We start from the raw sequence: 22633 nt of genomic DNA, 5'->3' as shown, positions 1-22633 counted from the left end.
AGGTTAAACATGGCGATCAAAACAGTGATCCGTCAGGTGAAAGAGCATGTCGGTGAAACCGTCGTAATCGGGAGCTGGCTGAACAACAAACGTTCGAGCGGGAAAATCCAGTTTCTGCAGCTCCGGGACGGCACCGGCTATATTCAAGCGGTTGTCGTAAAGAGTGAGGTGTCGGAGGAAACCTGGAACAACGCGAAGAGCTTGACCCAGGAGTCCTCGATGTATGTGACCGGCGTGATCCGCGAGGAGCCGCGCAGTCAGTCCGGGTATGAAATGACGGTTACGGATCTGGAAATCATCCATTTGACCGAAGACTACCCGATTACCCCGAAGGAGCATGGCGTAGACTTCCTGATGGATCATCGTCATCTCTGGCTGCGTTCGACGAAACAGCGCGCCATTATGGTGATCCGTGCGGAAATTATCCGCGCGGTGCAGGAGTTTTTTGACAAGAACGGGTTTACGCTGGTGGATCCGCCAATTTTGACCCCGACCAGTGCGGAAGGAACGACGAACTTATTCCATACGAAATATTTCGACGAAGACGCCTATTTGACGCAGAGCGGCCAGCTGTATATGGAAGCAGCCGCGATGGCGCTGGGGAAGGTTTATTCCTTCGGCCCGACCTTCCGGGCGGAGAAATCGAAAACGCGCCGACATCTCATCGAGTTCTGGATGATTGAGCCGGAGATGGCGTTTACGGATCATGAGGAGAGCTTGAAAGTTCAAGAGCAATTCATCTCCCATGTCGTGCAATCGGTTCTGGCGAACTGCCGGGCCGAGCTCGAAGCGGTAGGACGGGATATTTCGAAGCTGGAGAAGATCCAGGCTCCTTTCCCGCGCATTACGTATGATGAAGCGATTGAATATTTGCACACCCAGGGCTTTGATATTCCTTGGGGCGAAGACTTCGGGGCGCCGCACGAAACGGCGATCGCCGAGCGTTACGACAAACCGGTCTTCATTACGCACTATCCTGCAGGAATTAAAGCGTTCTATATGAAACCGGACCCGAATCGCCCGGAAGTGGTGCTGTGCGCCGATATGATCGCTCCGGAAGGTTATGGCGAAATCATCGGCGGCTCGCAGCGGATCGATGATCCGGAGCTGATGGAAGCACGCTTCAAGGAGCACAATCTTTCGCAGGAAACCTATCAATGGTATCTCGATTTAAGAAAATACGGTTCTGTTCCTCATTCCGGCTTCGGATTGGGACTGGAGCGGACGGTAGCCTGGATTTGCGGACTGGATCATGTTCGGGAGACGATTCCGTTCCCTCGTATGCTGTACCGCCTGTATCCATAGGAAAGGTGAGAACTTGCAGGGATGACCGATAGCTGGAAAATATGGGCCAAAGGAATTTCGTTCGGCCTGGAATCGGGGACGGTGAATATTCCGCTCGCGCTGCTCGCGCATTACCGGGATCTCCGCTTGACCGACAGAGAGGTCATGCTGCTTCTTCAACTGCTCGCCTTTAAACAGGAACGCAACGATTTTCCGACCCTGGATCAATTGGAACGGCGGATGGGAACCGCTCCGGATGAGTTGTCCCAGATGATCCGCAGGTTGTTGAAGGACGGATGGCTCAGCATCGATGATGAGGAAGAGACCTCGACCGGCATCCGCTCGGAATATTACAATCTCGCCGGTATGTACGAGAAGCTGGGTATGCATCTGGCTCAGCTGCGAGCTGCCGCCGCGAAACGGCAAGCCGAAGAACGAAATCTACCGGAGGCCGCTAGAGAGGAGCAGGAGCGAAATCTCTTTGTCATTTTTGAGAAAGAATTCGCCCGTCCCTTGTCTCCGATGGAATGCGAGACCATTTCCGGTTGGATGGATCAGGATGGCTACGCGGAGGAATTGATTCTGCTGGCTTTGAAGGAAGCGGTGTTTGCCGGAAAAGTCCATTTCCGGTATATCGACCGCATCCTGTTGGAGTGGAGCCGAAACCGCGTAAAAACGGCGGCGGATGCAAAGGCGTATGCGCAGCGCTTCCGGACGGGCGGACGGTAATAAATAGAATTTTCATGATATATAACCTTATTCTGGGAAGACCGGAATAAGGTTTTTTTATGCCAGATTTAAGAAGTAAAAAATGAAATAAAAAAAATTGCGCTGAGGAATTGTCATCCAATTGAGGAAGTGGTATTATAGTCATTGACTAAATGACCACAATTACAAGTTGGTCAATCGGTACAATTTTTTCGTGGGGGGGAGTATTTCTTGGCGGAAGCAGTGAATCGTCGCGACTGGGTAGTGGAGGCGGCAGAACGGTCCTTTTCACTATTCGGGTATAAAGCAACGACCATGGACCAGGTAGCCAAAATTGCAAATGTGGCCAAAGGAACCATCTACACTTTTTTCTCAAATAAAGAAGAACTCTTTGATGAAATTCTCGGTTCGATTATTGCGGAAATGAAGCTCATTGTTGACCGAACAATAAGGGAGGATAGACCTTTTTTCGAGAATTTGTACCAAATTATGGATGCTTTATTGGAATACAGAAGCAAGCATGAACTTCTGGCCAAATTGTTTCAGGAGGTTCGCAGTTTCGGGACGCAGCAAGCTAAAGAAGGATTGGATAAAGTGGAGAGTGCGATATTAAGCTACTTGGAGAAGCAAATCTTGATTGCCGGCCAAAATGGTGAAATCCAATCTTTTGATCCCAAGATCATCTCTTTTGTGATGCTAAAGCTTTATATTGCATTAACCGTAGATTGGAATCAAAATAATGAGCCCTTGACTAAAGAGCAGATTAAAGAGTTTATCAGAGTTTTCTTGGCGGGCGGGCTTTCGGTAAGAAATCAGGAATAAAGAGAAATTTCATAGGGATATGGGGAGAACGGAAATGGGAAAATTTAATTTTTCATGGATTGCCAAGATTTCAATTTATGTAGTTATCTGTGCGCTGATCGCGACCGGCATTTGGATTGTCAGTTCAAATCAAATTACATTGGGCAGTGAACAGGTTAATCGTCCGACCGCTTTTGTTGCAGCCGATCAATCCAGTGTTAGTTTCAAAGTCGGAGGACGGATCAAGCAGATTTTGGTGGAAGAAGGGGACGAGGTTAAGAAGGGAGATGTTCTTGCTTACATCGAAAGTCAGGAAGTTAATGCCAAGGTTGCCCAAGCCACAGCGGCCGTGGCCGTAACCGAGGGGCAAATTGGTCAGGCGCAAGCTTCCATCAATGCAGCCAAGACCAAAAAACAACAGGGGAAAGGTGCGGTTTCGCTCACATCAGAAACAATTAATAAGCAAATCGAGCAAGCCGAGGCCGTCGTTGCAGCGGCTCAAGCCAAGGTGGATGCGCTAAAAGCGGGAGCTCGGCCGCAAGAAATCAATCAGGCTCAAATCCAGGCGGACGCCACAAACAAGGCTTTGGAAGTGGCGAAAGATACTTTGAGCCGTACAGAAGAGCTTTTTGCTCAAGGGTTGGTTAGTCAGGCTGATTTGGATAAAGCCAAAGTAGCAAATGTACAGGCGGAAGCTTCTTATAACGCTGCCGCCGAACAGCTTGCATTGGCCAAGGAAGGCGCGCGTACGGAAGAAATCAAGGCCGCCGAGGCAGCACTTCATCAAGCGCAGGCCGCTTTAGGTTTGGCGAAGGCGAACAAGGCTCAGGTGGCCATCAAAGAGCAGGATGTCGATGCGGCGGATGCTATGGTTCAACAAGCCGAAGCGGCGCTACATACGGCACAGTCAGGCAAACAGCAAGCATCCGCCGCTTTGTCCGAAGCGAAAACTTATCTGAGCTACACTAAATTGTTTGCCCCGGCGGACGGGTATATCGTATCTCAATCCGCACAATTGGGCGAAATTGTGGGCTCGGGCTTTCCGGTATTTACGCTGCAGGAAACCAAGAGCATCAAAACCGCAAAATTTTATTTGCCGGAAACGGACATGGCGGGCCTCGAAAAAGGAAACATCGTAAATATCAAGTTGGTGTCAAGCGGTAAAATGATTAAAGGCAAAGTGGTTTCCGTTGCTCAAGCGGCCACATTCGCTTCGCAGAAGGCAACCCAGAATACGGGTGACTTCGATATTCGTTCTTTTGGTGTCAAGGTGCAGTTGATGGATTTGCCTTCGAGCGTCCCGGTCGGTATGACATTAGAATGGTACGGCAAGGAAAACGGAACGTCCCAAGGAGAAAAAGCAGGTGAGGTCAAGTGAACAACATTACAGTAGGAAGCGCCCTGCAGGATGAATGGAAAAAAATCCTGCGAGACCGGGTCATTTTTGTAATCCTGCTTATAGGGCCGATTTTTTATACGTTTTTCTTTGCATCGCTATATAATCAGCGCGCCGTAACGGAAATTCCTACCATCGTTTATGATGAAGATCACAGTGAATTAAGCCAGGAAATCATCCAGGCGATGGATGCGCATCAATCGATTAAAATCGTCGGTGAAGTTTATTCGAATAAGGAAGTAAGAGAAGCCATCGACAATGGTGAGGCTAGAGCTGCCATCGTTATCCCTTATGATTTGGAAGCCAAATTGAAGCATGGAACGGTGACGCCGGTCATTACCTTTGTCGACGGGACGAACTTGATGATTACAAACTCCGTGATTAAAGGGGCCAATGAAGTCATCGCTACTTACAGTTTTGGAGCATCCTCGAAAAAATTGCAGCAGCAGGGGCTTCAGGATGAGCAGATCAGCACGACTTTATCAAACATTCCATTTAGCGCCCGGACGCTATACAATCCAACTTTTGATTATGAGGATTTTCTGGTGATCGGGATGGCGGCCACGACGTTGCAGCAGGTGATATTTATGGCCGTAGGGATGTCCGTGGCTAGAGAAAAAGAAGATCAAACTTGGGACAGATTTGCCGCATGGAAAAGAAGTCCTTGGAAAATAGCTTTTGTAAAAATGTTTCCTTACTTTATAGTAAGTGTGCTAAATGTCTTTGTAGTATTGTCCATCCTTACATCGGTATTTAAGTTGTCATTCCATGGCTCGGTATGGTCTATCCTGCTGGCGGGAGTCGTGTTCTCTTTCACGGTGAGTTCCATTGGCTATTTTCTCAGCCTGGTCGCTCCAAACAAAATTGTGGCCCTGCAGATTTCGATGCTGGTCGCCCTCCCGTCGTTTTCTTTATCGGGTCATTCATGGCCATTGGAAGCCATGCCTAAATTCCTGTCATTCATAGCGCATGGATTGCCGTTAACTTATTTTCTCGATTCATTGCGGACGGTTATGTTAAAGGGATTGCCAACTCATCACATTTTGAACAATTGTGTCGCCACTGCTGTAATCGGATTAATCACCTTGTTGTCGGCACTGCTTTATTCCCGGTTTATCTCCTTTCGTAAACTGGATGAAGGACAACAAATGGACATGGTTGACCATGTAGTTCCAGTTACAACACAGTCATTCAGTGCTGCGCAATCCACAACCACCTCTGTTTAGGGATGAAGTTCAGGAAGAGTCCGAATTTAGTTGAGAGGAAGCCTTGTTATGAAAAAAGGGATTTTTGCAATTGCAGCATTGCTGCTATTTCTCGGAAATGGACCGGTTTCAGCGGATAATAATCCGTTAACCGATTTGAAAAAGGTAGACCGTTTGGATTTGGAGTCCGCTATCAAAATGGCCGTCGACAACTCTTACAATTTGTCTCTACTGCAGTTGAAATTCAATGCCTTGGATAATAAGCAGGATGATTTGAAGGCCCAAAAAGAAGATCTGCCGGATGCTGGCTCCGTGCCTTCCTACAGGCTGCCGACGAGCCCAGGCGATATCGTGGGCGATCCCAAATACGGTATTCCCAATACGACTAAACCAGAGCAATTGGTTTGGTTAGGCCCTACGATTGAGGCGAACACGGTCATCAATAAAATGTTGGACGGGATGGGGGATATCGTTGAGGGAATGAACAAATTAATACGCTCTCAGCGAAATCAATTGGAAATTGCGATCGAGCAAATGGATACCAACAAAAAGACAACATTGGTGGAGTCGGATAAAGCTAAAGAGGCTACGAAACTGCAAATGACCTCGGAGTATGTGACATTGTTGTCGAAGAAGGAACAGATCGATACAACCAAGGAGTATATCGAATTGCTTGAGAATGATGTAGTGAGGGCTCAAAGCCTGGAAAGCCTGGGGGGCGGATCCAAAGAAAACATCGTGAAGGCAAAACGGGCTGTTCGCGAGCAAAAGGAACAGTTGGAAATTTTGGAAAGAGCCTATCAAGTCGATTTGGTGCAACTCAGTTTTGATTTGGGAATCGAATACAAACCGGACTTGGTTCTCGAAGAGGTCAGCCTAACGGAACCCCAGCCTGTCGAACGGAAGGATAGAAACCAGATTCTGGCTAAATCTTATGATATTAAAATAAAATACAACGATATTGAGCAAGCGAGATGGGAAGAGGTTCATACGAATACTTCGGGTGAGGACGGGAAGGATTACTTGGATATAAGTACCCGGATTAAGGAGATGCAAGGAGAACAGCTGTTAGTAGAGCAAGCCAAGAAAATCGATCAAGTCTATAACGAAGCGGAAACCGCGTATCTTCAGGTGTTGACAGCGACCGAACAGAGCCAGGATGCTCTGGAGGATTACAACAACAATTATATCCGGTTTGAAAAAGGATTTATCTCCGCTTTCGATATGAACAAACTGAAGTTTACTCTTACGCAGTCTCAGGCAAAAGAGAAGTTGGCTAAGCTGAAGTACTTTGCCCTGACTCAAAAGGTAACATCCATGGAAAATGGTCTGATCATCTAGAGTGTTATCGAGGCGGGCTTTCCGGAATTGCTATTTTTACATGAAGCAAACATTCTCATCATATAAATCATGAATTGGTATGGTAGTTTAAATTTATGTAAACCTAGCATGTGCCGAAGGGGGATTCTCCGTTGATAGGGTGGATTATTTACAAGCATTTACCCCAGGATGTAAAGCCTGAAATGTACGAAATCCGGCGCCTTGTCGAGGAGGCGGAGCAGCAGGGGATCGAAATCCGCGTGCTCGCTCCGGAGCAGTTTGAGCTGATCGTGACAAGGGATGACCGCAAGAGCGTGATGGTGGACGGAGAGGTACTGCAGTTGCCTGATTTCGTCTTGCCGCGGATGGGGGCGGGAACGAACTATTTTGGACTGGCCTTGATCCGGCATCTGGAAAGGCTTGGCGTGCGGACGTTCAATTCCTCGCAAAGCATCGACACGGTTAAGGACAAATTATTCACCCAGCAAATTTTGGCGGAGCATAACTTGCCGGTGCCAAAGACGATGCTGATCCGGTCCAAAGTGGATGTTAATTTGGTGGAAAAGCACCTGGGGTTTCCGGTCGTGGTCAAGACGATTTCCGGGTCCCAGGGAAGCGGCGTATTTTTGGCCGAGACGAAATCCAAATTTATCGATCTGCTGGAAATGATCAATGCCTACAAAGAAAATGCGACGATGATTTTGCAGGAATTTGTCGAATCCAGCCGCGGGATGGATTTGCGGGTTCTGACGATCGGGGGACGGGCGGTGGCTGCCATGAAGCGCAGCTCCGGAAACGACAGCTTCAAGGCGAATTATTCGCGGGGCGGGATCGTGGAACCTTACGAAATTACCCCCGAAATGGAGTGGCTGGCACTGGAAACGGCTCGGCTGCTGAACCTGGATATTGCGGGGATCGATCTGCTGTTTGACGGGGATCATTATAAAATATGCGAAGCGAATTCATCCCCGGGGTTTGAGGGCATTGAATCCTGTTGCAATGTCAACATCGCGGAGGAAATATATAATTTTCTTCGCGTTCGATTGAACCGTTTTGGCGAATAAAGAGCATGAATAGTCCTCTATTCTAGCGATGAAAAAAAGCGAGCTGCCCGGGAGAGTATCCCGGCAGCTCGCTTTTTTGCTGTTAGAGTATGAGATTTGCCGTAATCAGTATCTTTTTTCGCCTCTGTAACGTTCTATTCTTGCAGACTTCCTCCCGGAGTTTGATATATAAGCGGGGACTGGAGTTATTTGGCCGGGAGCTCGATCTGTCCGTAGCCGTAAGTGGTAAACCAGTCCTGGATGGTCGCGAACTCCTTGGAGAAAGAAAGGCTGAGCAAGAGCATGATTCTGGCATGCTGTGCATTCAGGTTATCCCCGGCGATGATGCCTTTGCCGCTGGAATAGTTGCTGCCGGAGCCTGTGCGTGTCGTCGTCACGAATAGGACGCCTTGTTCAATGGCTTTGGCGCGTTCTTCGCTCATCGCTTGGGAGATGCCTCCGGCGCCTGTACCGGCCGTGACGATTCCTTTGGCCCCGTTAGCCACAAAAGCGCTGATAGCGCCGGGACCCGCATCCTGGTAGGAGTAGGCGATTTCGACCTTGGCCAAATCATTTTTGGTAATTTTGGTAAGGTCGAATGGAGTTGCCCATTCCTTTGCGGTTTTCAGGGCTCGAAATGGGGCGCGGTAAACGCGAATATTGTTTTCGTCGATATAACCTAGAGAGCCGATTTGGGGAGTGGCGAAAGTATCGGTCCGGTAGGAATTCGTCTTGGTCACTTCGCGAGCGGCATGAAACTCATCATTCAGCATCACTACGGTGCCGAAATATTTGGTTTTTCCGCTGGCGGCCAATTTGATGGCATTGTACAGGTTGGCCTGGGCGTCGGATCCGATCACCGTCCACGGACGCATGGAGCCGGTAACCACGACCGGCCTCGGACTCCGGACCGTGAGATCGAGGAAATAGGCGATCTCCTCCATCGTATCCGTTCCGCTGGTTACGACGACGCCGTCCTGGGTTTTCAACGCTTCATCAACCTTGAGGGACAAATCGTATAATTGCTGTATGGAATAGGCGCTGGATCCCGAATTTCCGAATTGCCGGGTGCTGACTTCGGCGATTTTATCCTTGTTCGGCAGCGCTTTGACCATGTCTTCAATCGGAAGGGTTCCCGCCCGGTAGTTCGTAAAGCTCGTTTCGTCCACCGATTTGCCAGCCAGCGTACCGCCGGTGGCGATGACTTGAACCTTGGGCAGCGTTTTGGCGGCTTGTGCGTCCACGGCGGCTGCCCCGGATTCGGCAGCGAACGCGCGGGGGAGCGGCATGGCCGGAAGCGCGGCTGTCGTAACGGCGAGACCGGCGGCGAGCACCCATTTCAAGGTGTGGGATTTCCAAGTGTTCATAGGATCGACCTCCATGATGTAATTTGTTAACCATATGTAATATAATCTTACGCATAATTGGTTAACTGAGTGGATTATAAAATGATGTAAGGTTTATTAACAAGTTAGTTTATATGCAAAGTAAGCGTTACAATGCTAGTTTTCCTACGGATATCGTTTCTATTCATTCAATATCTGCAGAGTTTCAAACTCATATAAGATTCATTGATTCATGTAATGTTAGTTGACATTCATGATAAATCGGATTCTTTTTAAAAAAAATTGATCTTAATGCAGGGGGAAGGTCTTCCTTGGGCGTCTATTGTTTTTGGAGGGGAGGGGAGAGCTATTGACGAGGAGTTAATCGAAAAGATGAAGGAGGGCGACCGCGCGGCATTTCACGAGTTTGTCAAGCTTTACGGCCAGATGGTATACCGTATTGCTTACTCGGTCCTCCATGACGAGAAAGAGGCGGAAGATGCCGCACAGGAAACTTTTCTTCAAGTCTATAAGTCTCTCTCCGCTTACCGTTCGCAAGGAATCAAGTCTTGGTTATCCCGCATCACCGTCAACAAAGCGATCGATTTGAAGCGGCGGCGGGATCGACGTCGTGAGGAACATTGGGATCCTGCCGATGTGGCGGACCGAATTCCCGCGCAAGAAGATGAATTATTGCAGAAGATGCTGAGCCAGGAGCGCAGAAACGAGCTGCGATCCAAACTGTCGGAGCTCCCTGCGAACCACCGGCAGGTGGTGACCGCTTTTTATTTTGAAGAAAAAAGCCATGAGCAAATCGCCTCGGAGCTTGCGTTAAGCGTCAAGACGATTGAGTCAAAGCTGTACCGGGCCAGGGCCTGGATTCGTGAGCATTGGAAGGAGGAGGAATGGAAATGAACGAACCGGAAATGCAGCGGATCCTCTGGCGGAAGTATATCCTCGGCGAACTGCCGAAGGCGGAAGCCGACAGAATGGAGGCGCTGATGCGGGCGGATGATAGGCAGTTTGAACTCTATATGGAGGAGTTTCAGTCGGTCGAGTCCGAACTGCCGACGCTGCCGGATGAAGAGCGCTTCGCAAGTGATGTCATGGCCCGGCTTCCGGGTCGGCGGTTGAACGGGGCGGCCGAAGGAAAAAGGAAGCAGTGGCGTTGGGACCGCCCGGTGCTGCATTATGTGATCGCCGCTTCCATCACCTTCCTGCTGCTCGGAGGCGGAGTGTTTGATCTGCTGGCGGCGGGGACGAGCGCAGCGGTGGAACACCAGGGCAGCGGGGCTCCGCTGAGTGAGCAGCTCCTGGAGCGGGCCTCGTTGTGGATGGATCGGATCAAGCCCGCGGCAGCTGCGGCTGATAACTAAGATGGTAGCTAAATTCACGGGGAAAGGATGATAACATTGACTTACTATCGCAGCAGAATGCTGGCGTTTATATTGAATGTGATCCCCGGGCTGGGCCACTTTTACTGGGGGAAGAAGGGAAGAGGGATTTTCTATCCGCTCTTCTTCTTCGGAGGGATTTTTTGCGGCTTTCTGGTGGCGTTGATCAGTGATCACGGAGAATTCTTCCTGGCCGGCTTGATAATGGAGTTGATCCTTTGGACCATTTCCATGCTGGATCTGCTTATCGTAGTGTTGAGAGAGCCGGCGGCCCAGGAAAGTTCGGCGTACGACCCGATGGCAGCATCGCGCCGCGGCGAAGCCGAAACCGAGCGATTCTTTACGATTCTGCTCTCTTTTGTTCCGGGACTCGGTCATTTCCAAATGGGGCTGATGCAGCGGGGGCTGTCCTTTCTGATCCTCTTCTTCGGACTGATCACGATGATGTTCTTCTTGACCGGCGTCACGCATGTAACGGTATTCCTGCTGTTTCTGGGCTTATTACCGATTATTTGGCTCTACTGCATGTTCGACGCCGTCCAGCTCATTCACCGCAAGCAGGCCGGGGAACCTCTGCAGGACCGGTCGCTCTTGGATGAATGGGAAGCGGGCCGGATCGAGGGGCGCCGCAGCAAGGTCCTGGCTACACTCCTGTCCGCGTTTCCCGGAGCGGGCCAAATGTACCTCGGCTTGCAAAAGCGTGGTCTCCAGATGATGGTGCTGTTTCTCGGCAGCTTCTACATTATCGACGTACTGCGTCTGTCCGTTTTTCTGTTTGTGGTCCCCGTGATCTGGTTTTACTGCTTTTTTGACGGACTGCAGCAGACGAGCCGGTACGGCATTCTGCCGATGGAGGACATTCCGTTGATCCGAAGCAGGGGGGGCAGCCAGCATTGGCTGGGAATCGCTCTTGTATTGATGGGCGTCTATTATGTGGGAGTGGAATTTATAATTCCTGCGCTCGACCGGTGGTTCCCGTACCTGCAGATACGCTATTTGATTGATGAATATCTACGGCCGGTTCTGGTTGCGGCGATTCTGATCGGAGGGGGCCTCAAGCTGTTGTCCGGCCGCCGGAAGGAAGCGGAGTGGGGCGGCGAGGAACGGCTATAAACGGCATCAAGCCAATCGAGGGTTGCAGGGAGTCTGCGGCCCTCTTTTTTTATTTCGGAGTCTATTTTTGTTACAATGCAGACAGATGAAACGTTGGTATAGAAGGAGAAGACCGGATGTTCAAAATATATATTGTGGAAGATGATCGACAGCTTGCCGGCTTGCTGGAAAACTATTTGCAGAGGTTCGGTTACGATACGTGCAAGGCAGCGGATTTTGAGCGGATCAAAGAAGAGTTTGAACGGGAAGCGCCGCATCTTGTTCTGCTCGACATCAATCTGCCCAAGTTTGACGGCTATTACTGGTGCAGACAGATCCGCAATTTGTCCACCTGCCCGATTATTTTTATTTCCGCCAGGGAAGGGAAAATGGACCAGGTCATGGCGTTGGAGAACGGGGCGGACGATTACATAACGAAGCCTTTCGACTATGACATCGTTTTGGCCAAAATCCGCAGCCAGCTGCGCAGAACTTATGGAGACTACGCCGCGGCCGGCGGTGAAAGATCAATTCATCTGGAAGGTCTTAGGCTGGACAAGGACCGTCTGTATTTGAGTCTGCGGGACAAGAAGATCGAGCTCAGTCTGACCGAAGTCAAAATCCTCGAAGAATTGATGCGCAGAGGGGAAGCGGTGGTCAGCCGGGATCGTCTGCTGGAGAAGATTTGGGACGACCAGGTTTTTGTCGACGATAATACCTTGAACGTATATGTAACGCGGGTTCGCAAAAAACTCGCCGCCCTGGGGATTGAGGAAGCCCTGCAAACCGTGCGCGGCCAAGGTTACCGGCTGATGCCCCATTGGGAGGAGGCGCGATGAAGCTTTTTTTGAAAGATCACCGGGCTCTCGTCGCCGTATACGGTCTGCAATTGCTGGTGGTTTCCGGCGTGTACTGGCTGGACGGGTACCGCAATATCTTTGTCGTGCTGTACGCCGCACTGCTTAGCGGATGCCTGCTGGCCGCCTATTTGCTCGTCCGGTATTTGACCCACCGTTCGTTCTACACTTGCCTGGAACAGGACGGGGCGATGGACGGCTTCAAGGAAGTGGAGCCGAAAACGCCGCTTTCCGAATCGCTGTATAGGTTCTTGAAAAAACAATACCGCTCGTACATCACCGAGTTGGATGCCCAACAATACAAAATCACCCGCCACCTTCAGTTTATAAGCCAGTGGGTGCATCAGATGAAAACCCCGGTTTCGGTCATTCATCTTCTGGTGCAGGATAGCGATGATGCGCGCTTCGTCGCGGTGGGAGATGAGGTGGACCGGCTTCGCAAAGGGCTGGACCTGGTACTGTACGCCACGAGGCTGGACGCTTTCTCGCAGGATTTCATGGTGGAGAAGCTGGACTTGGAGTCTCTTGTCCGCTCCGTCGTTTCGGAGCAGAAACGGCTTTTTATCCGCAGCAAAGTATTTCCCCACTTGCAGTTCCCGCCTGGAGTACGCCTGGTCATTGCCACCGACGAGAAGTGGCTGGCATTTGCGTTGACCCAAATTTTGACCAATGCGGTCCGATACACGACCAAGGAAGATGCGAATTTGTCGTTAAGAGGTTACCTGCGGGACGATGAAACCGTGCTGGAGATTTCCGATGAAGGCGTCGGCATCCCGGCCAGCGATCTCCCGCGTGTTTTTGATGCATATTTTACCGGGGAAAACGGCAGGAATTTCAGGGAGTCCACGGGGATGGGGCTGTATCTTGTCAAGCAGATTTGTCATCAACTGGGTCATCGGGTTGAGCTGGAGTCTGCCGTCATGGAGGGGACTACGGTCCGGATTTTCTTTGGAGGAAATCGAGCGGGAACCTTACAAGGAAGTAAGGAAGTGTAAGGTTAATCCATGGGAACCCGCTAGAGGTCCCGGGTATAATGAAGCTATCGGAGTGAGGAGGTGGAAGGATGCCGATTCTGGAAGTCCGGGAAGTGTCAAAAATTTATGAAGGCAAAATTTCCACCAAGGCCCTTGACCATGTCAGCTTTACGGTGGAGGAGGGGGAATTCGTCGGGATTATGGGTCCCTCCGGCAGCGGGAAAACCTCGCTGCTCAACGTCATCGCTACGATCGACGAACCTACCTCAGGGACCGTAAAGATCGCAGGACAAAACCCGCACGAATTGGATCGGGAGCGGATGGCCCTCTTCCGGAGAAGGCAGCTCGGCTTTATTTTTCAGCACTTTAACCTGCTCGATACGATGACCGTCGAGGAAAATATCGTGCTTCCGCTTACGCTGGAAGGTTCGCCGGTACAGGAAATGAAGCGAAATGCGGCGAATTTGGCGGAAAGGCTGGGAATCGTCCGCGTGCTGGACAAATTTCCGCATGAGATCTCCGGCGGACAGACGCAGCGGACCGCGATCGCCCGGGCGATGATCCATCATCCCTCGCTGCTCCTGGCCGACGAACCGACCGGAAACCTGGATTCCAAGTCTTCCCGGGATGTCATGGAAGCGTTCGCGATGATGAACAAAGCGGAGCGGGCCGCGATTCTGATGGTGACGCACGACGCCTTTGCCGCGAGTTTTTGTCACCGGGTGATCTTCATCAAGGATGGAAGCATGTATAACGAAGTTTACCGGGGGGACAACCGCCAGGCTTTTTTTCAAAAAATCATCGACATGATGTCGCTGCTGGGAGGGGATACGGATCACCTTTCGTCAGCTCGCCTTTAGTCATGTGTTAAGGAAAAAACGCACTTATGCGGCTTATTTTTTGAGCAGCACGTTTTCGGTCATGATCTTTTTCGTATGCGCCGTGTTTCTGTTTCATCCGGAGCTGCGCGCCAGGGTGGCCTGGAAGTCGGCACTGCTTGTGCTGGGGCAAGCGGAAGGAATCATGTTCGTATTCTGCTTTTTGTTTGTTCTTTACTCCGTCGGTTCATTCCTTCGTTCCCGGAAACGGGAATTCGGGCTGCTTCTCTTGCACGGGTTGACCGTAAAACAGCTGCGCAAGCTGGTGTTCACGGAAAATATGCTGGTGGGCCTCGGAGCGCTGGGCACGGGGATACTGGCCGGCCTGTTGACGGCCAAGCTGTTTCTTATGGCTGGTTCGAATCTGCTGGGGATCGAAGGGCTGTCGTTCCATATTTCACCCTGGAGCGTTCTGTTGACATTGGCGGCATTCCTGCTGCTGTTTCTGTCGATTTCGTCCTGCACGACGATGCTGCTCGGCTCCACCCGGCTTATCGACTTGTTTCAATCCGGCGTGAAAAGGAAAGGCCAGCCCCGGTTCTCCAAAGGGCTGTCCCTGCTGGCGGCAACCCTGCTCATGGCCAGCTATGTACTGGCCGTGACGGCATCGGCACCGGTTGTGAAGCTTCGCATGGTCCCCGTGGCCTTGATGACGATGCTCGGCACCTATTTATTTTTCTCGCAAGCCAGCCTCACTTTGATTCACCTGTTGAAGAGAAATTTGGCCAGGTACTGGCGCAGGACGAATCTGATCCTGATTTCCAATTTATCGTACCGGCTGAAAGAGAACGCCTGGATGTTTTTTCTCGTCTCCATGATTTCGACGGTCACGTTTTGTGCGGTCGGCGTATTCGCCTCCGTCAACCGGCTGTCCGGCGAGTTCGCGCAGGATCACCCCGCTCAAATCGGCTATATGGCCAAGCCGGGAAATGCCGGGAGCAAGGAGCATCTAACGCAGATCCGGGAGGAGCTTGCGGGGCGGGGTCTCGCCTTTCACGAGGAAAAGGCGGATTTACTGCTAGCTGACGTTGCGTCGGCGACACTTGCGAATGTTCCCGATCAGCTGGCGCTGCTCTCTTTTTCCGATTATAAAAAACTGGTGGCCGCCGCGGGGATTGAGATTGGGGAGGAACCCCCGGACGACAACGGGGGGCTTGTGCTCATGAGCTCACAGCGGGAAAAGCTGCTCCTGCGGGGACGGAAGCCGGCAAGTTATGTGCTTGAAGCGGATGGAGTGCGGCTGCACGAAGCCGGCATTACGCAACACGTGTCCGTTCCCGAATATTTAACGCCGGAGCTCGGTGATTTCCGGGGCGGCAATTTTTCGGGGCTCGTCGTCAGCGACGCGATGTGGGAACGGCTGGCTCCGAGCTCAAATCGGGCGGTTTACACAGCGTTTTATACGGATTCCGAGCTGAAAGAGACCGTCGGGATGGCGAAAAATTTGACGGATAACGGAAAGATGAAGTATGAAACCACTCTGGATTACGCCATGTCGGTGAGCGGGACCTTGTTCGAGGTTCAACGGACCACCTACGGAGCTCTGCTGTTCTTTGCGATGTTGGTCGGAACCGTGTTTTTTATGTCGGCGGGGAGCTTTCTTTACTTCCGGCTTTACAGCGACCTGGACTATGACCGGCGGCAGTATGCCGCGCTTACCAAGCTTGGGCTCACCCGCAAGGAAATGGAGCGGGTTGTGACCGCTCAACTGGGTCTTATGTTCTTTTTGCCGGTAGGGGTAGCGCTCGTTCACAGTATTTTTGCGTTCATCGCGCTGCAGAGCTATCTTTTTATCCCGATTGCCTGGGAGGCTTGCCTGATCTTGTTCAGCTTTTGTTTCGTGCAGGGGATGTATTTCTACTTCATTCGTGCGCGGTATTTACGGAATTTGCAAAAATGACATCTATAACCGTTTTGGAGGTACTTCGTGGAAAACTGGATTACGAATATTATGGAGCAATTTGGCTATGCCGGGATCTTGCTGTTGATCGCGCTGGAAAATGTGTTTCCGCCGATTCCGTCGGAGGTGATTCTCACCTTCGGGGGCTTTATGACGACGTATACAAGCTTGACGGTCGTCGGGGTCATTGCCGCGGCGACGGTCGGTTCGGTGCTCGGTGCGGTCATCCTGTACGGGATCGGTTACCTGATCAATGTCGATAAGCTGGAAGGTTGGGTGGACCGGTACGGTAAATTTTTGCGCCTGAAAAAAGAGGATATCCGGCGGGCGGATGCCTGGTTTGATAAATACGGCTATTGGACGGTGCTGTTTTGCCGGATGATTCCGTTGATCCGCAGTCTGATCTCGATTCCCGCGGGGATGTCCAAGATGAAGTTCGGTCTGTTCCTGTTGTTTACGACGATCGGTACTTTGATCTGGAACATTATCCTCGTTTCCGTAGGCGCCGCGGTGGGCGGTTCCTGGGAGAAGATCGTCGAGTTTATGGACGTTTACTCCAATATTGCCTACGCTTTGATCGCGGTGGTTGTGATCGGCGGCGTGTTTTGGTTTTGGCGGACGAGAAAAAAGGGTTGACGGGGAGAGAGGTTTCGCATGGATTTTATCGATTTGATCAAAGCGGTCATTCTCGGATTGGTCGAGGGATTGACGGAATTTGCCCCCGTTTCCTCGACCGGCCATATGATCATCGTGGACGATATGTGGTTGAAGACGGAGCAGTTGCTGCAATCCAAGTATGTGGCGAATACATTTAAAGTCGTCGTCCAGTTAGGCTCCATTCTGGCGGTGCTTGTCGTATTTCGGGAACGGTTTATGGATCTGCTCGGCATTTCCCGGATGAAGCGGCGCGGGGAACATGGTGCCGCCGCGGCATCCCGTTATGGCAAGGTCGGCGAAGGATCGAGGCTGAAGCTGGCTCAGGTGTTGGTCGGGCTGGTGCCGGCGGGCATTCTCGGCGTTCTGTTGGAGGACTATATCGATGAATACCTGTTCTCCACCGCCACGGTGCTGGTCGGCCTGGTCGTGGGCGCGCTGCTGATGATCGCGGCGGACCGTTTGGGGCCGAAGCGGCCGACCGTGGAATCCGTCGACCAGATCACCTACAAGCAGGCGTTTGCGATCGGCTTGTTCCAGTGCCTTTCAATCTGGCCCGGATTCTCCCGGTCGGGCTCGACGATATCCGGCGGAGTCCTGCTCGGGCTCAGCCACCGGGCGGCAGCCGATTTCACGTTTATTATGGCCGTGCCGATCATGGCCGGGGCCAGCGGGCTCTCCCTGCTGAAAAACTGGGAGTATTTCACGGTGGATGCGCTGCCCTTCTTTATTGCCGGCTTTATAAGCGCGTTTATCTTCGCTTTGCTCTCGATCCGCTTTTTCCTCAAGCTGATCAACCGGATCCGGCTTGTCCCGTTCGCCGTCTACCGGCTGCTGCTGGCCGTCGTGATCGGAGCGCTGTATTTCTGGTAAGCTGTATTTCTGGTAAAATGTTAAAGGACCGTCCGGTGGTGTTCAGTTGTGCGGGCGGTTCTTTTTGTGTTCGAGTATCATCATACACGAGAGGATTTCAGGCAAGGCCTGGTGGCGGCAACGCTGGAGAGTTTAACTTACGGCCGGCAGGTTATTGCAAAAAAACGGAAAGTAAGGAGCGTAAAAATTTGGGGAAGAATTCTGGCAAACTCAATAAGATTTACATCATGCAACTGGCTACGATATTTATAGGATTTGTTATATTCGGGTTTTCGGAGAATATAAAGGGGCCGGCAATCCCGCGAATTCAGTTTGATTTTATGCTGAGCGAATCCCAGTTGGGCACATTGTTGTCGCTCAATGCATTAGGCTATTTGTTGGCCTGTTCCTTTACCGCTTATCTGACCCGGATCTGGGGAATTAAAAAAGTAACCATACTCTCCTTTTTGGCCATGATCGTCTCGGGAATTCTGATTTTTTTCTCGCAAAATTACCCGGTGTTTTCAGCGTCTTATTTCCTCATGTACATAGGCAACGGGATGCTGGAGATTGCTCTGGCCATTCTCGGTGCCCGAATTTTCGTAAAAAATGCAGGAACGATGATGAATTTGACCCATGGTTTCTACGGTCTGAGCTCTATGGTGGCACCGCTCGTCGCCACGGGCTTAATGAAAATCACGATTTACGGTTTTACGCTGGATTGGAGGGGGATGTATCTGGTTATGCTTTCTTTGTCGGTACTCCCCATCTTTTTCGCTCTCGGCAGCAAGTTTCCGGGGGATGATATCAAGCAGGAGGATCGGATTTCCCTGAAGACATTGATGCGAGACCCCGTGCTGTGGCTCATGGTTCTCATCTTATCGTTTGGCGTTGTTTCCGAACTTGCGGTAGGGGGATGGCTGGTCAATTTTCTGGAAAAAGCCTACGGTTGGGACACGGTGAAATCTTCCGGCATGCTGTCGGCGTTCTTCCTCTGCTTTACGCTGGCGCGGCTGCTGCTTGGGCCGATCACCGATAAAATCGGCTTCACCTTGTCGCTGATCCTGTTTTCGGGATTTTCGGCGGTCTGTACGTTTGCCGCGATTCTTACCGGCGAGCGTTTCGCCTTTTTGTTTTCCCTTGCCGGCTTGGGGATCGCCATGATCTATCCCACGGTGATGGCCTTTATCGCCAAAAGATATCCTCACGGGAGCGATACCGCCATTACTTTTACAGTAACCCTGATGGGGCTGGGAAGTGTCATCGGGAACTATATCATTGGCGGCGTGATAGAGCTTGTTAAGGGGTTGTACACGTCCGATCCTGAGACAGCTTTATTGCGCGGGCTTCAAGCCGGTTACGGGTTCATCGGTCTATGCGCGGCAATCTGCTCGATAACCGGTATAGTCTTGTACATCTATCTCTCTAAACGGAAAGAAATAATATAAAGCGAGGCGTGCTTTAAACTTAGAAAAAAACCCCGCCCGCCGTGGTTGCGATAAACCAGGCGGGCGGGGGCGCGTAGAAGTACGCTTACTTATGGGCGCGGAGCAGCAGCGAACGGTAGAGCACTTCAAAAATAAACTCGAAAGCCTCCAAATGCCGCTTCGCCTCAAATGCGTTGGCTCCCCAGGCATAGATGCCGTGATTGCGCAGCAGGATGCCGGGGATTTCCGGCTTGAGCGCTCCGGGGATCAGCTTGGCGATCGAAGGGATATCCGCGTAATTGGGGAGAATCGGAATTTGGATGGCGGCATTTTCCTCCCAAATACCGAGCCCCTTAATCAGCTCGATGCCTTGGGCCGGTACGGCCCCCTCGTCCCCGTAGTATTCGCTGATCAGATTGTTGTAAACGGTATGCACATGAAAAATAGCCCCGCACCCCGTCATTCGGTAAATTTTGGCGTGAATCAGCGTTTCGGCGCTCGGCTTGAGCGACGTCGTTTCGCAGGCTTCGCCGGCGGCGTCCACGAAGAGGAAATCCTCCGGGCTGTGAACCGATTTGTCTTTTCCGCTCGAAGTGACCGCAAAATGAAACCGGTCCGGGGAGAAGCCCCCGACCCGTACGGACAAATTACCGCTCGTTCCGGGGAACCAGCCCCGGGCGGCAAATTGTTCCTTGATATTTCGGAGTTCGCCGAGGGCCTTCTGTTTTTCCTCCAGAGAGATTTCTGAAAATGTCAACTTAGTTCACTCCTTCCCGCCTGATCATGTCGGTTGTAATTTCGAAAAACGTCTCGAATGGAATATGGGATATGCCCAGTTCCCGGCATTTTTCGGTGAGTTTGGCGCGCGAATAAACCCGGTCCGCCAGCTTGGCCCCCTCAAAATCGGTCAGGCTGTCCCCGATCAGAATCCGTTCGTATTGATCCGGAGGATACCGCCGCATCACCGCGGCTTTGCACATGCCGCAATCGTTACTGCAATGTTCGTCACAGGGATGGGGCCATAAAATAGCGATGCGCTCCCCGCTGAAATCGGCGGTATTACAGAAAATATGGTCCTGCGGAATATCAAACGGAGCCAGCAGCGGCTCCAGAAAGAAATCGATGCCCCCGCTCGTGACGAAAAAAGGGATCGACCGCCGCTTCACGTAAGCGAGAAATTCCCGGAAGCCTGCGCGGATCCCGGCTTGTCCTAAGACGAACGCGGTAATTTCCTCGCGCATCGAAGCCGGGAAGAGGGCGAACATCGCCCCGACGCCTTCCCGGATCGATAATTCGCGGGAAAGGATCCGCTCCATAATCGGCTCGTATCCTTGCGGTTTGAAATGCTGCATGATCGCCACAATATTATCGCTCTTGGTGATCGTCCCGTCGAAATCGCAGAAGACGACGGGCTGCTTGCCGCTGTTCATCGCTGCCCTCCCCACAGGTTGAGGGCCGCTTTCAATTCGGGCAGGCTCGCCGCCGCCTGCTCGAGGGAGACGCCGTTCATCGCGGCGTCGATCGCCTGCAGGAAGGCGCGGCCGCCGGCGCTCGCGCCGCCCGGGTGACCGTGAATGCCGCCGCCGGCATTCACGACCACATCGGTGCCGAAGTCGTCCAGAATCCGGGGAACAAGCCCCGGATGGATGCCGGCCGACGGCACCGGGAAGCTCGCGCGCTGCGGCAGCGCCTCGGCGGTGAGCTCGCGGCGGATCGCCAGGTTCTCCTCCCTCGGCATCACGACCGAGCCGTAAGGCGAGGGGAACAGCACGAGGTCGGCCCCGGCGATCCGCATCAGCTTCCCGAGCAGCAGGGAGGCGGAGATGCCGTAGTGCGGCGACGGGTACAACGCGCCGGCCAGCGACGGATGCGCTGCAATCGGCACGGTGATGTCGGGATCGGAGCTCAGTTCGTGCAGGACATCGAAGCCGTAAGGCAGCACGCTGAACAACAGGGCGGAGGCCCCGGCATCGATGGCGCGCAGCGCTTGCTCTTTCAGCTTCGAAGTCGGACCGGTGAGATTTGTGGCGTACAGCAGCTTTTTGCCGGTGACGCGCTCGGCCTCCTCCGCGGCTTCCCGGCAGACGCGCACGCGCTGGTCGATCGGAGTCAGCGGATTTTCAAACAAGATCTCGTCATCCTTGATCAGGTCGACGCCTCCAAGCGCCTGGGCGAGAAATTGCTCTTTAAGCCCGTTCAGATCGTAGCCGATGACGGATTTGAAGATGCTCATCAGGAGCGGGCGTTCCTGGGCACCCAGCAGGTCCCTTACGCCGTTCAGGCCGAATTTCGGGCCGGGGAAGGCGCTGAGGAACGAGTCCGAAAAATCGAGGTCCAGCAGCTTGATTTTGCCGTCCATCGAGATTTTGCCGAACACCGTGATCAGCAGGGCGGGGAGGTCGCGGCTGAAATTGATGTCGGGATAGGAAATCAACACGTCCGCGTAACGCTCGGTATCATCGCCGTTATCCGGCTCATGTACCTCGATCCGTTCCACCCGGCCTAGGTGAGGCCTCATCTCCTCCTGCTTGATCTGGGGCAGCTCGGTCCAGGTGCCGACGGTCATGCCGATGGCGATGGCTTGGGCCTTGCGTTCAAAATCGGCCTTGGCATCGTAAATCCGGTACGTCGCTGTACAATAGCTCATAACAAAGCCTCCTTTACCGCTTCGCCCATTTCGCGGGAGCGTTCCGCGCAGCGGTGAACCGCCGCTTTGACGGCCGTTTCGAACCCGCGGTCGGCCAGCACTTCGAGCGCGGCCTGGGTCGACCCGTTCGGCGAAGTAATGTCTTTGCGCAGTTTTTCCGGCGCTTCGCCGGTTTCCTTCATCATGACCGCCGCGCCGAGCACGGTTTGCACGGTCAGCTCGCGCGCCTGCTCGGCGGTGAGTCCGCCTTCGATGCCGGCGGCGATCATCGCTTCCATCATGTAATAATAGTAAGCGGGCCCGCTGCCGGAAATCCCGGTCAATATGTCCATCCGGTCCTCGGGGATCACCTGGATGGTGCCGACCGCTTCAAACATCGAGAGCACCCGCCGGCGCTGCTCCTCGGAGGTCTCGGCGGAGAAGGAGATGCCGGTGGCGCCGAATCCGATCGAGCTGGACGTATTCGGCATCGTTCTAGCCACCGGCGCTTTCACGCCGAGCAGCGCCTGGATGGTGCCGATCGACAGGCCGGCGATGACGGAGATGACGAGCTGCCCTTCGCGAAGCATGGGCCCCAGCGCTTTTAAAGCTTCGCCCGCATCCTTCGGCTTCATCGCCAGAACGATTACGGACGCTTGGCCCAGATGTTTCGCGGTTTTGTCTGCGCCGTTTCCGGTAACTACGCCGTATTGTTCTTCCAGGTAAGCCAGCCGTTCTGCGCTGCTGCGGTTCAGCATGACGATCTGTCCCGGGGCCGCTACCTGCTTGTGGATTAAGCCGCGCACGATCGCTTCGGCCATGGAACCGGCGCCGTAAAAACAGATCTCCGGCGCCTTTGCGGTGGATTCGTTCAGCATGGTTTCAACCTCCTAAATC

22 protein-coding genes are annotated in these 22633 nt (G+C 52.5%); 17 read left to right on the top strand and 5 right to left on the bottom strand.

The features are described 5' to 3' along the window. Positions 1 to 9: 9 nt before the first annotated feature. The 7 genes from asnS to V4U88_RS01895 all read left to right on the top strand — a co-directional run bounded on the left by asnS (position 10) and on the right by V4U88_RS01895 (position 7778). Entirely contained in the window at positions 10 to 1305 is a 1296-nt protein-coding gene (asnS, locus tag V4U88_RS01925) for an asparagine--tRNA ligase (RefSeq protein WP_334071540.1), read from the top strand. A 21-nt stretch (positions 1306 to 1326) separates the two neighbouring features. Beyond that, complete coding sequence (locus V4U88_RS01920) at positions 1327 to 2013, top strand: DnaD domain-containing protein (RefSeq protein WP_334071539.1); 687 nt, start codon at positions 1327 to 1329, stop codon at positions 2011 to 2013. A gap of 210 nt (positions 2014 to 2223) precedes the next feature. After that, complete coding sequence (locus V4U88_RS01915) at positions 2224 to 2814, top strand: TetR/AcrR family transcriptional regulator (RefSeq protein ID WP_334071538.1); 591 nt, start codon at positions 2224 to 2226, stop codon at positions 2812 to 2814. Between the two features lie 34 nt (positions 2815 to 2848). After that, complete coding sequence (locus V4U88_RS01910) at positions 2849 to 4171, top strand: HlyD family secretion protein (RefSeq protein WP_334071537.1); 1323 nt, start codon at positions 2849 to 2851, stop codon at positions 4169 to 4171. After that, positions 4168 to 5415 (top strand): ABC transporter permease, encoded by a 1248-nt coding sequence (locus tag V4U88_RS01905; protein WP_334071536.1) that lies wholly within the window; start codon positions 4168 to 4170, stop codon positions 5413 to 5415. The genes V4U88_RS01910 and V4U88_RS01905 overlap by 4 nt, the downstream gene beginning before the upstream one ends. Before the next feature lie 48 nt (positions 5416 to 5463). Further along, positions 5464 to 6735 (top strand): TolC family protein, encoded by a 1272-nt coding sequence (locus V4U88_RS01900; RefSeq protein WP_334071535.1) that lies wholly within the window; start codon positions 5464 to 5466, stop codon positions 6733 to 6735. Between the two features lie 131 nt (positions 6736 to 6866). Continuing rightward, positions 6867 to 7778: an ATP-grasp domain-containing protein gene (locus tag V4U88_RS01895; RefSeq protein WP_334071534.1), complete on the top strand. Its 912-nt coding sequence runs from the start codon at positions 6867 to 6869 to the stop codon at positions 7776 to 7778. A 185-nt stretch (positions 7779 to 7963) separates the two neighbouring features. Here V4U88_RS01895 and V4U88_RS01890 read toward each other — a convergent pair whose 3' ends face one another. Then, positions 7964 to 9124 (bottom strand): asparaginase, encoded by a 1161-nt coding sequence (locus tag V4U88_RS01890; protein ID WP_334071533.1) that lies wholly within the window; start codon positions 9122 to 9124, stop codon positions 7964 to 7966. A 351-nt stretch (positions 9125 to 9475) separates the two neighbouring features. Between V4U88_RS01890 and V4U88_RS01885 the strand changes: the two genes are divergently transcribed. From V4U88_RS01885 to V4U88_RS01840, 10 genes are all read left to right on the top strand, one after another. Next, a complete protein-coding gene (locus V4U88_RS01885) occupies positions 9476 to 9997 on the top strand; it encodes an RNA polymerase sigma factor (RefSeq protein WP_334071532.1) in 522 nt (173 codons plus the stop codon). After that, on the top strand, positions 9994 to 10458 hold the full coding sequence (locus V4U88_RS01880) for a hypothetical protein (RefSeq protein WP_334071531.1): 465 nt from the start codon (positions 9994 to 9996) through the stop codon (positions 10456 to 10458). The genes V4U88_RS01885 and V4U88_RS01880 overlap by 4 nt, the downstream gene beginning before the upstream one ends. A gap of 57 nt (positions 10459 to 10515) precedes the next feature. After that, positions 10516 to 11589 carry a hypothetical protein gene (locus V4U88_RS01875; protein ID WP_334071530.1) on the top strand — a complete coding sequence of 358 codons (1074 nt, stop codon included), beginning with the start codon at positions 10516 to 10518 and terminating at the stop codon, positions 11587 to 11589. 116 nt (positions 11590 to 11705) lie between these two features. After that, a complete protein-coding gene (locus V4U88_RS01870; RefSeq protein ID WP_334071529.1) occupies positions 11706 to 12407 on the top strand; it encodes a response regulator transcription factor in 702 nt (233 codons plus the stop codon). Further along, a complete protein-coding gene (locus tag V4U88_RS01865) occupies positions 12404 to 13420 on the top strand; it encodes a sensor histidine kinase (protein WP_334071528.1) in 1017 nt (338 codons plus the stop codon). Before V4U88_RS01870 ends, V4U88_RS01865 begins: the two co-directional genes overlap by 4 nt. Positions 13421 to 13488: 68 nt before the next feature. Then, the gene (locus V4U88_RS01860; protein ID WP_334071527.1) at positions 13489 to 14259 is read left to right on the top strand and encodes an ABC transporter ATP-binding protein; all 771 of its coding nucleotides are present in this window, start codon (positions 13489 to 13491) and stop codon (positions 14257 to 14259) included. A 40-nt stretch (positions 14260 to 14299) separates the two neighbouring features. Beyond that, positions 14300 to 16177 carry an ABC transporter permease gene (locus V4U88_RS01855; protein ID WP_334071526.1) on the top strand — a complete coding sequence of 626 codons (1878 nt, stop codon included), beginning with the start codon at positions 14300 to 14302 and terminating at the stop codon, positions 16175 to 16177. Between the two features lie 27 nt (positions 16178 to 16204). Continuing rightward, the gene (locus tag V4U88_RS01850) at positions 16205 to 16813 is read left to right on the top strand and encodes a DedA family protein (protein ID WP_334071525.1); all 609 of its coding nucleotides are present in this window, start codon (positions 16205 to 16207) and stop codon (positions 16811 to 16813) included. Between the two features lie 18 nt (positions 16814 to 16831). Further along, complete coding sequence (locus V4U88_RS01845) at positions 16832 to 17704, top strand: undecaprenyl-diphosphate phosphatase (RefSeq protein WP_334071524.1); 873 nt, start codon at positions 16832 to 16834, stop codon at positions 17702 to 17704. Between the two features lie 227 nt (positions 17705 to 17931). Further along, positions 17932 to 19131, top strand: coding sequence for an MFS transporter (locus V4U88_RS01840; protein WP_334072045.1), 1200 nt, complete (start codon positions 17932 to 17934; stop codon positions 19129 to 19131). Positions 19132 to 19216: 85 nt separating this feature from the next. Here the strand turns inward: V4U88_RS01840 and mtnB are convergent, their stop codons facing one another. From mtnB to proC, 4 genes are read right to left on the bottom strand one after another with little or no spacing between them, the layout of a single operon-like run. Further along, positions 19217 to 19867 carry a methylthioribulose 1-phosphate dehydratase gene (gene mtnB / locus V4U88_RS01835; RefSeq protein WP_334071523.1) on the bottom strand — a complete coding sequence of 217 codons (651 nt, stop codon included), beginning with the start codon at positions 19865 to 19867 and terminating at the stop codon, positions 19217 to 19219. Position 19868: 1 nt separating this feature from the next. Then, positions 19869 to 20540, bottom strand: a complete 672-nt coding sequence (locus tag V4U88_RS01830; protein ID WP_334071522.1) for a 2-hydroxy-3-keto-5-methylthiopentenyl-1-phosphate phosphatase — start codon at positions 20538 to 20540, stop codon at positions 19869 to 19871. Then, positions 20537 to 21757: a 2,3-diketo-5-methylthiopentyl-1-phosphate enolase gene (locus V4U88_RS01825; RefSeq protein WP_334071521.1), complete on the bottom strand. Its 1221-nt coding sequence runs from the start codon at positions 21755 to 21757 to the stop codon at positions 20537 to 20539. Before V4U88_RS01825 ends, V4U88_RS01830 begins: the two co-directional genes overlap by 4 nt. Then, a complete protein-coding gene (gene proC, locus V4U88_RS01820) occupies positions 21754 to 22614 on the bottom strand; it encodes a pyrroline-5-carboxylate reductase (RefSeq protein ID WP_334071520.1) in 861 nt (286 codons plus the stop codon). Before proC ends, V4U88_RS01825 begins: the two co-directional genes overlap by 4 nt. Positions 22615 to 22633: the final 19 nt, after the last annotated feature.

This window comes from Paenibacillus sp. A14, assembly GCF_036864815.1.
Taxonomy (GTDB): Bacteria; Bacillota; Bacilli; order Paenibacillales; family Paenibacillaceae; genus Fontibacillus; species Fontibacillus sanfengchensis.
The sequence above is the reverse complement of the archived record's forward strand: the minus strand, read 5'-3'. Positions and strand labels throughout refer to the sequence as shown.

What these genes read in the sequence shown, in the direction of transcription:
- asnS (WP_334071540.1), top strand. Translation starts at nt 10, where the DNA reads ATGGCGATCAAAACAGTGATCCGTCAGGTGAAAGAGCATGTCGGTGAA.
- V4U88_RS01920 (WP_334071539.1), top strand. Translation starts at nt 1,327, where the DNA reads ATGACCGATAGCTGGAAAATATGGGCCAAAGGAATTTCGTTCGGCCTG.
- V4U88_RS01910 (WP_334071537.1), top strand. Translation starts at nt 2,849, where the DNA reads ATGGGAAAATTTAATTTTTCATGGATTGCCAAGATTTCAATTTATGTA.
- V4U88_RS01900 (WP_334071535.1), top strand. Translation starts at nt 5,464, where the DNA reads ATGAAAAAAGGGATTTTTGCAATTGCAGCATTGCTGCTATTTCTCGGA.
- V4U88_RS01890 (WP_334071533.1), bottom strand. Translation starts at nt 9,124, where the DNA reads ATGAACACTTGGAAATCCCACACCTTGAAATGGGTGCTCGCCGCCGGT.
- V4U88_RS01885 (WP_334071532.1), top strand. Translation starts at nt 9,476, where the DNA reads ATGAAGGAGGGCGACCGCGCGGCATTTCACGAGTTTGTCAAGCTTTAC.
- V4U88_RS01880 (WP_334071531.1), top strand. Translation starts at nt 9,994, where the DNA reads ATGAACGAACCGGAAATGCAGCGGATCCTCTGGCGGAAGTATATCCTC.
- V4U88_RS01875 (WP_334071530.1), top strand. Translation starts at nt 10,516, where the DNA reads ATGCTGGCGTTTATATTGAATGTGATCCCCGGGCTGGGCCACTTTTAC.
- V4U88_RS01870 (WP_334071529.1), top strand. Translation starts at nt 11,706, where the DNA reads ATGTTCAAAATATATATTGTGGAAGATGATCGACAGCTTGCCGGCTTG.
- V4U88_RS01865 (WP_334071528.1), top strand. Translation starts at nt 12,404, where the DNA reads ATGAAGCTTTTTTTGAAAGATCACCGGGCTCTCGTCGCCGTATACGGT.
- V4U88_RS01860 (WP_334071527.1), top strand. Translation starts at nt 13,489, where the DNA reads ATGCCGATTCTGGAAGTCCGGGAAGTGTCAAAAATTTATGAAGGCAAA.
- V4U88_RS01845 (WP_334071524.1), top strand. Translation starts at nt 16,832, where the DNA reads ATGGATTTTATCGATTTGATCAAAGCGGTCATTCTCGGATTGGTCGAG.
- V4U88_RS01840 (WP_334072045.1), top strand. Translation starts at nt 17,932, where the DNA reads ATGCAACTGGCTACGATATTTATAGGATTTGTTATATTCGGGTTTTCG.
- V4U88_RS01830 (WP_334071522.1), bottom strand. Translation starts at nt 20,540, where the DNA reads ATGAACAGCGGCAAGCAGCCCGTCGTCTTCTGCGATTTCGACGGGACG.
- V4U88_RS01825 (WP_334071521.1), bottom strand. Translation starts at nt 21,757, where the DNA reads ATGAGCTATTGTACAGCGACGTACCGGATTTACGATGCCAAGGCCGAT.
- proC (WP_334071520.1), bottom strand. Translation starts at nt 22,614, where the DNA reads ATGCTGAACGAATCCACCGCAAAGGCGCCGGAGATCTGTTTTTACGGC.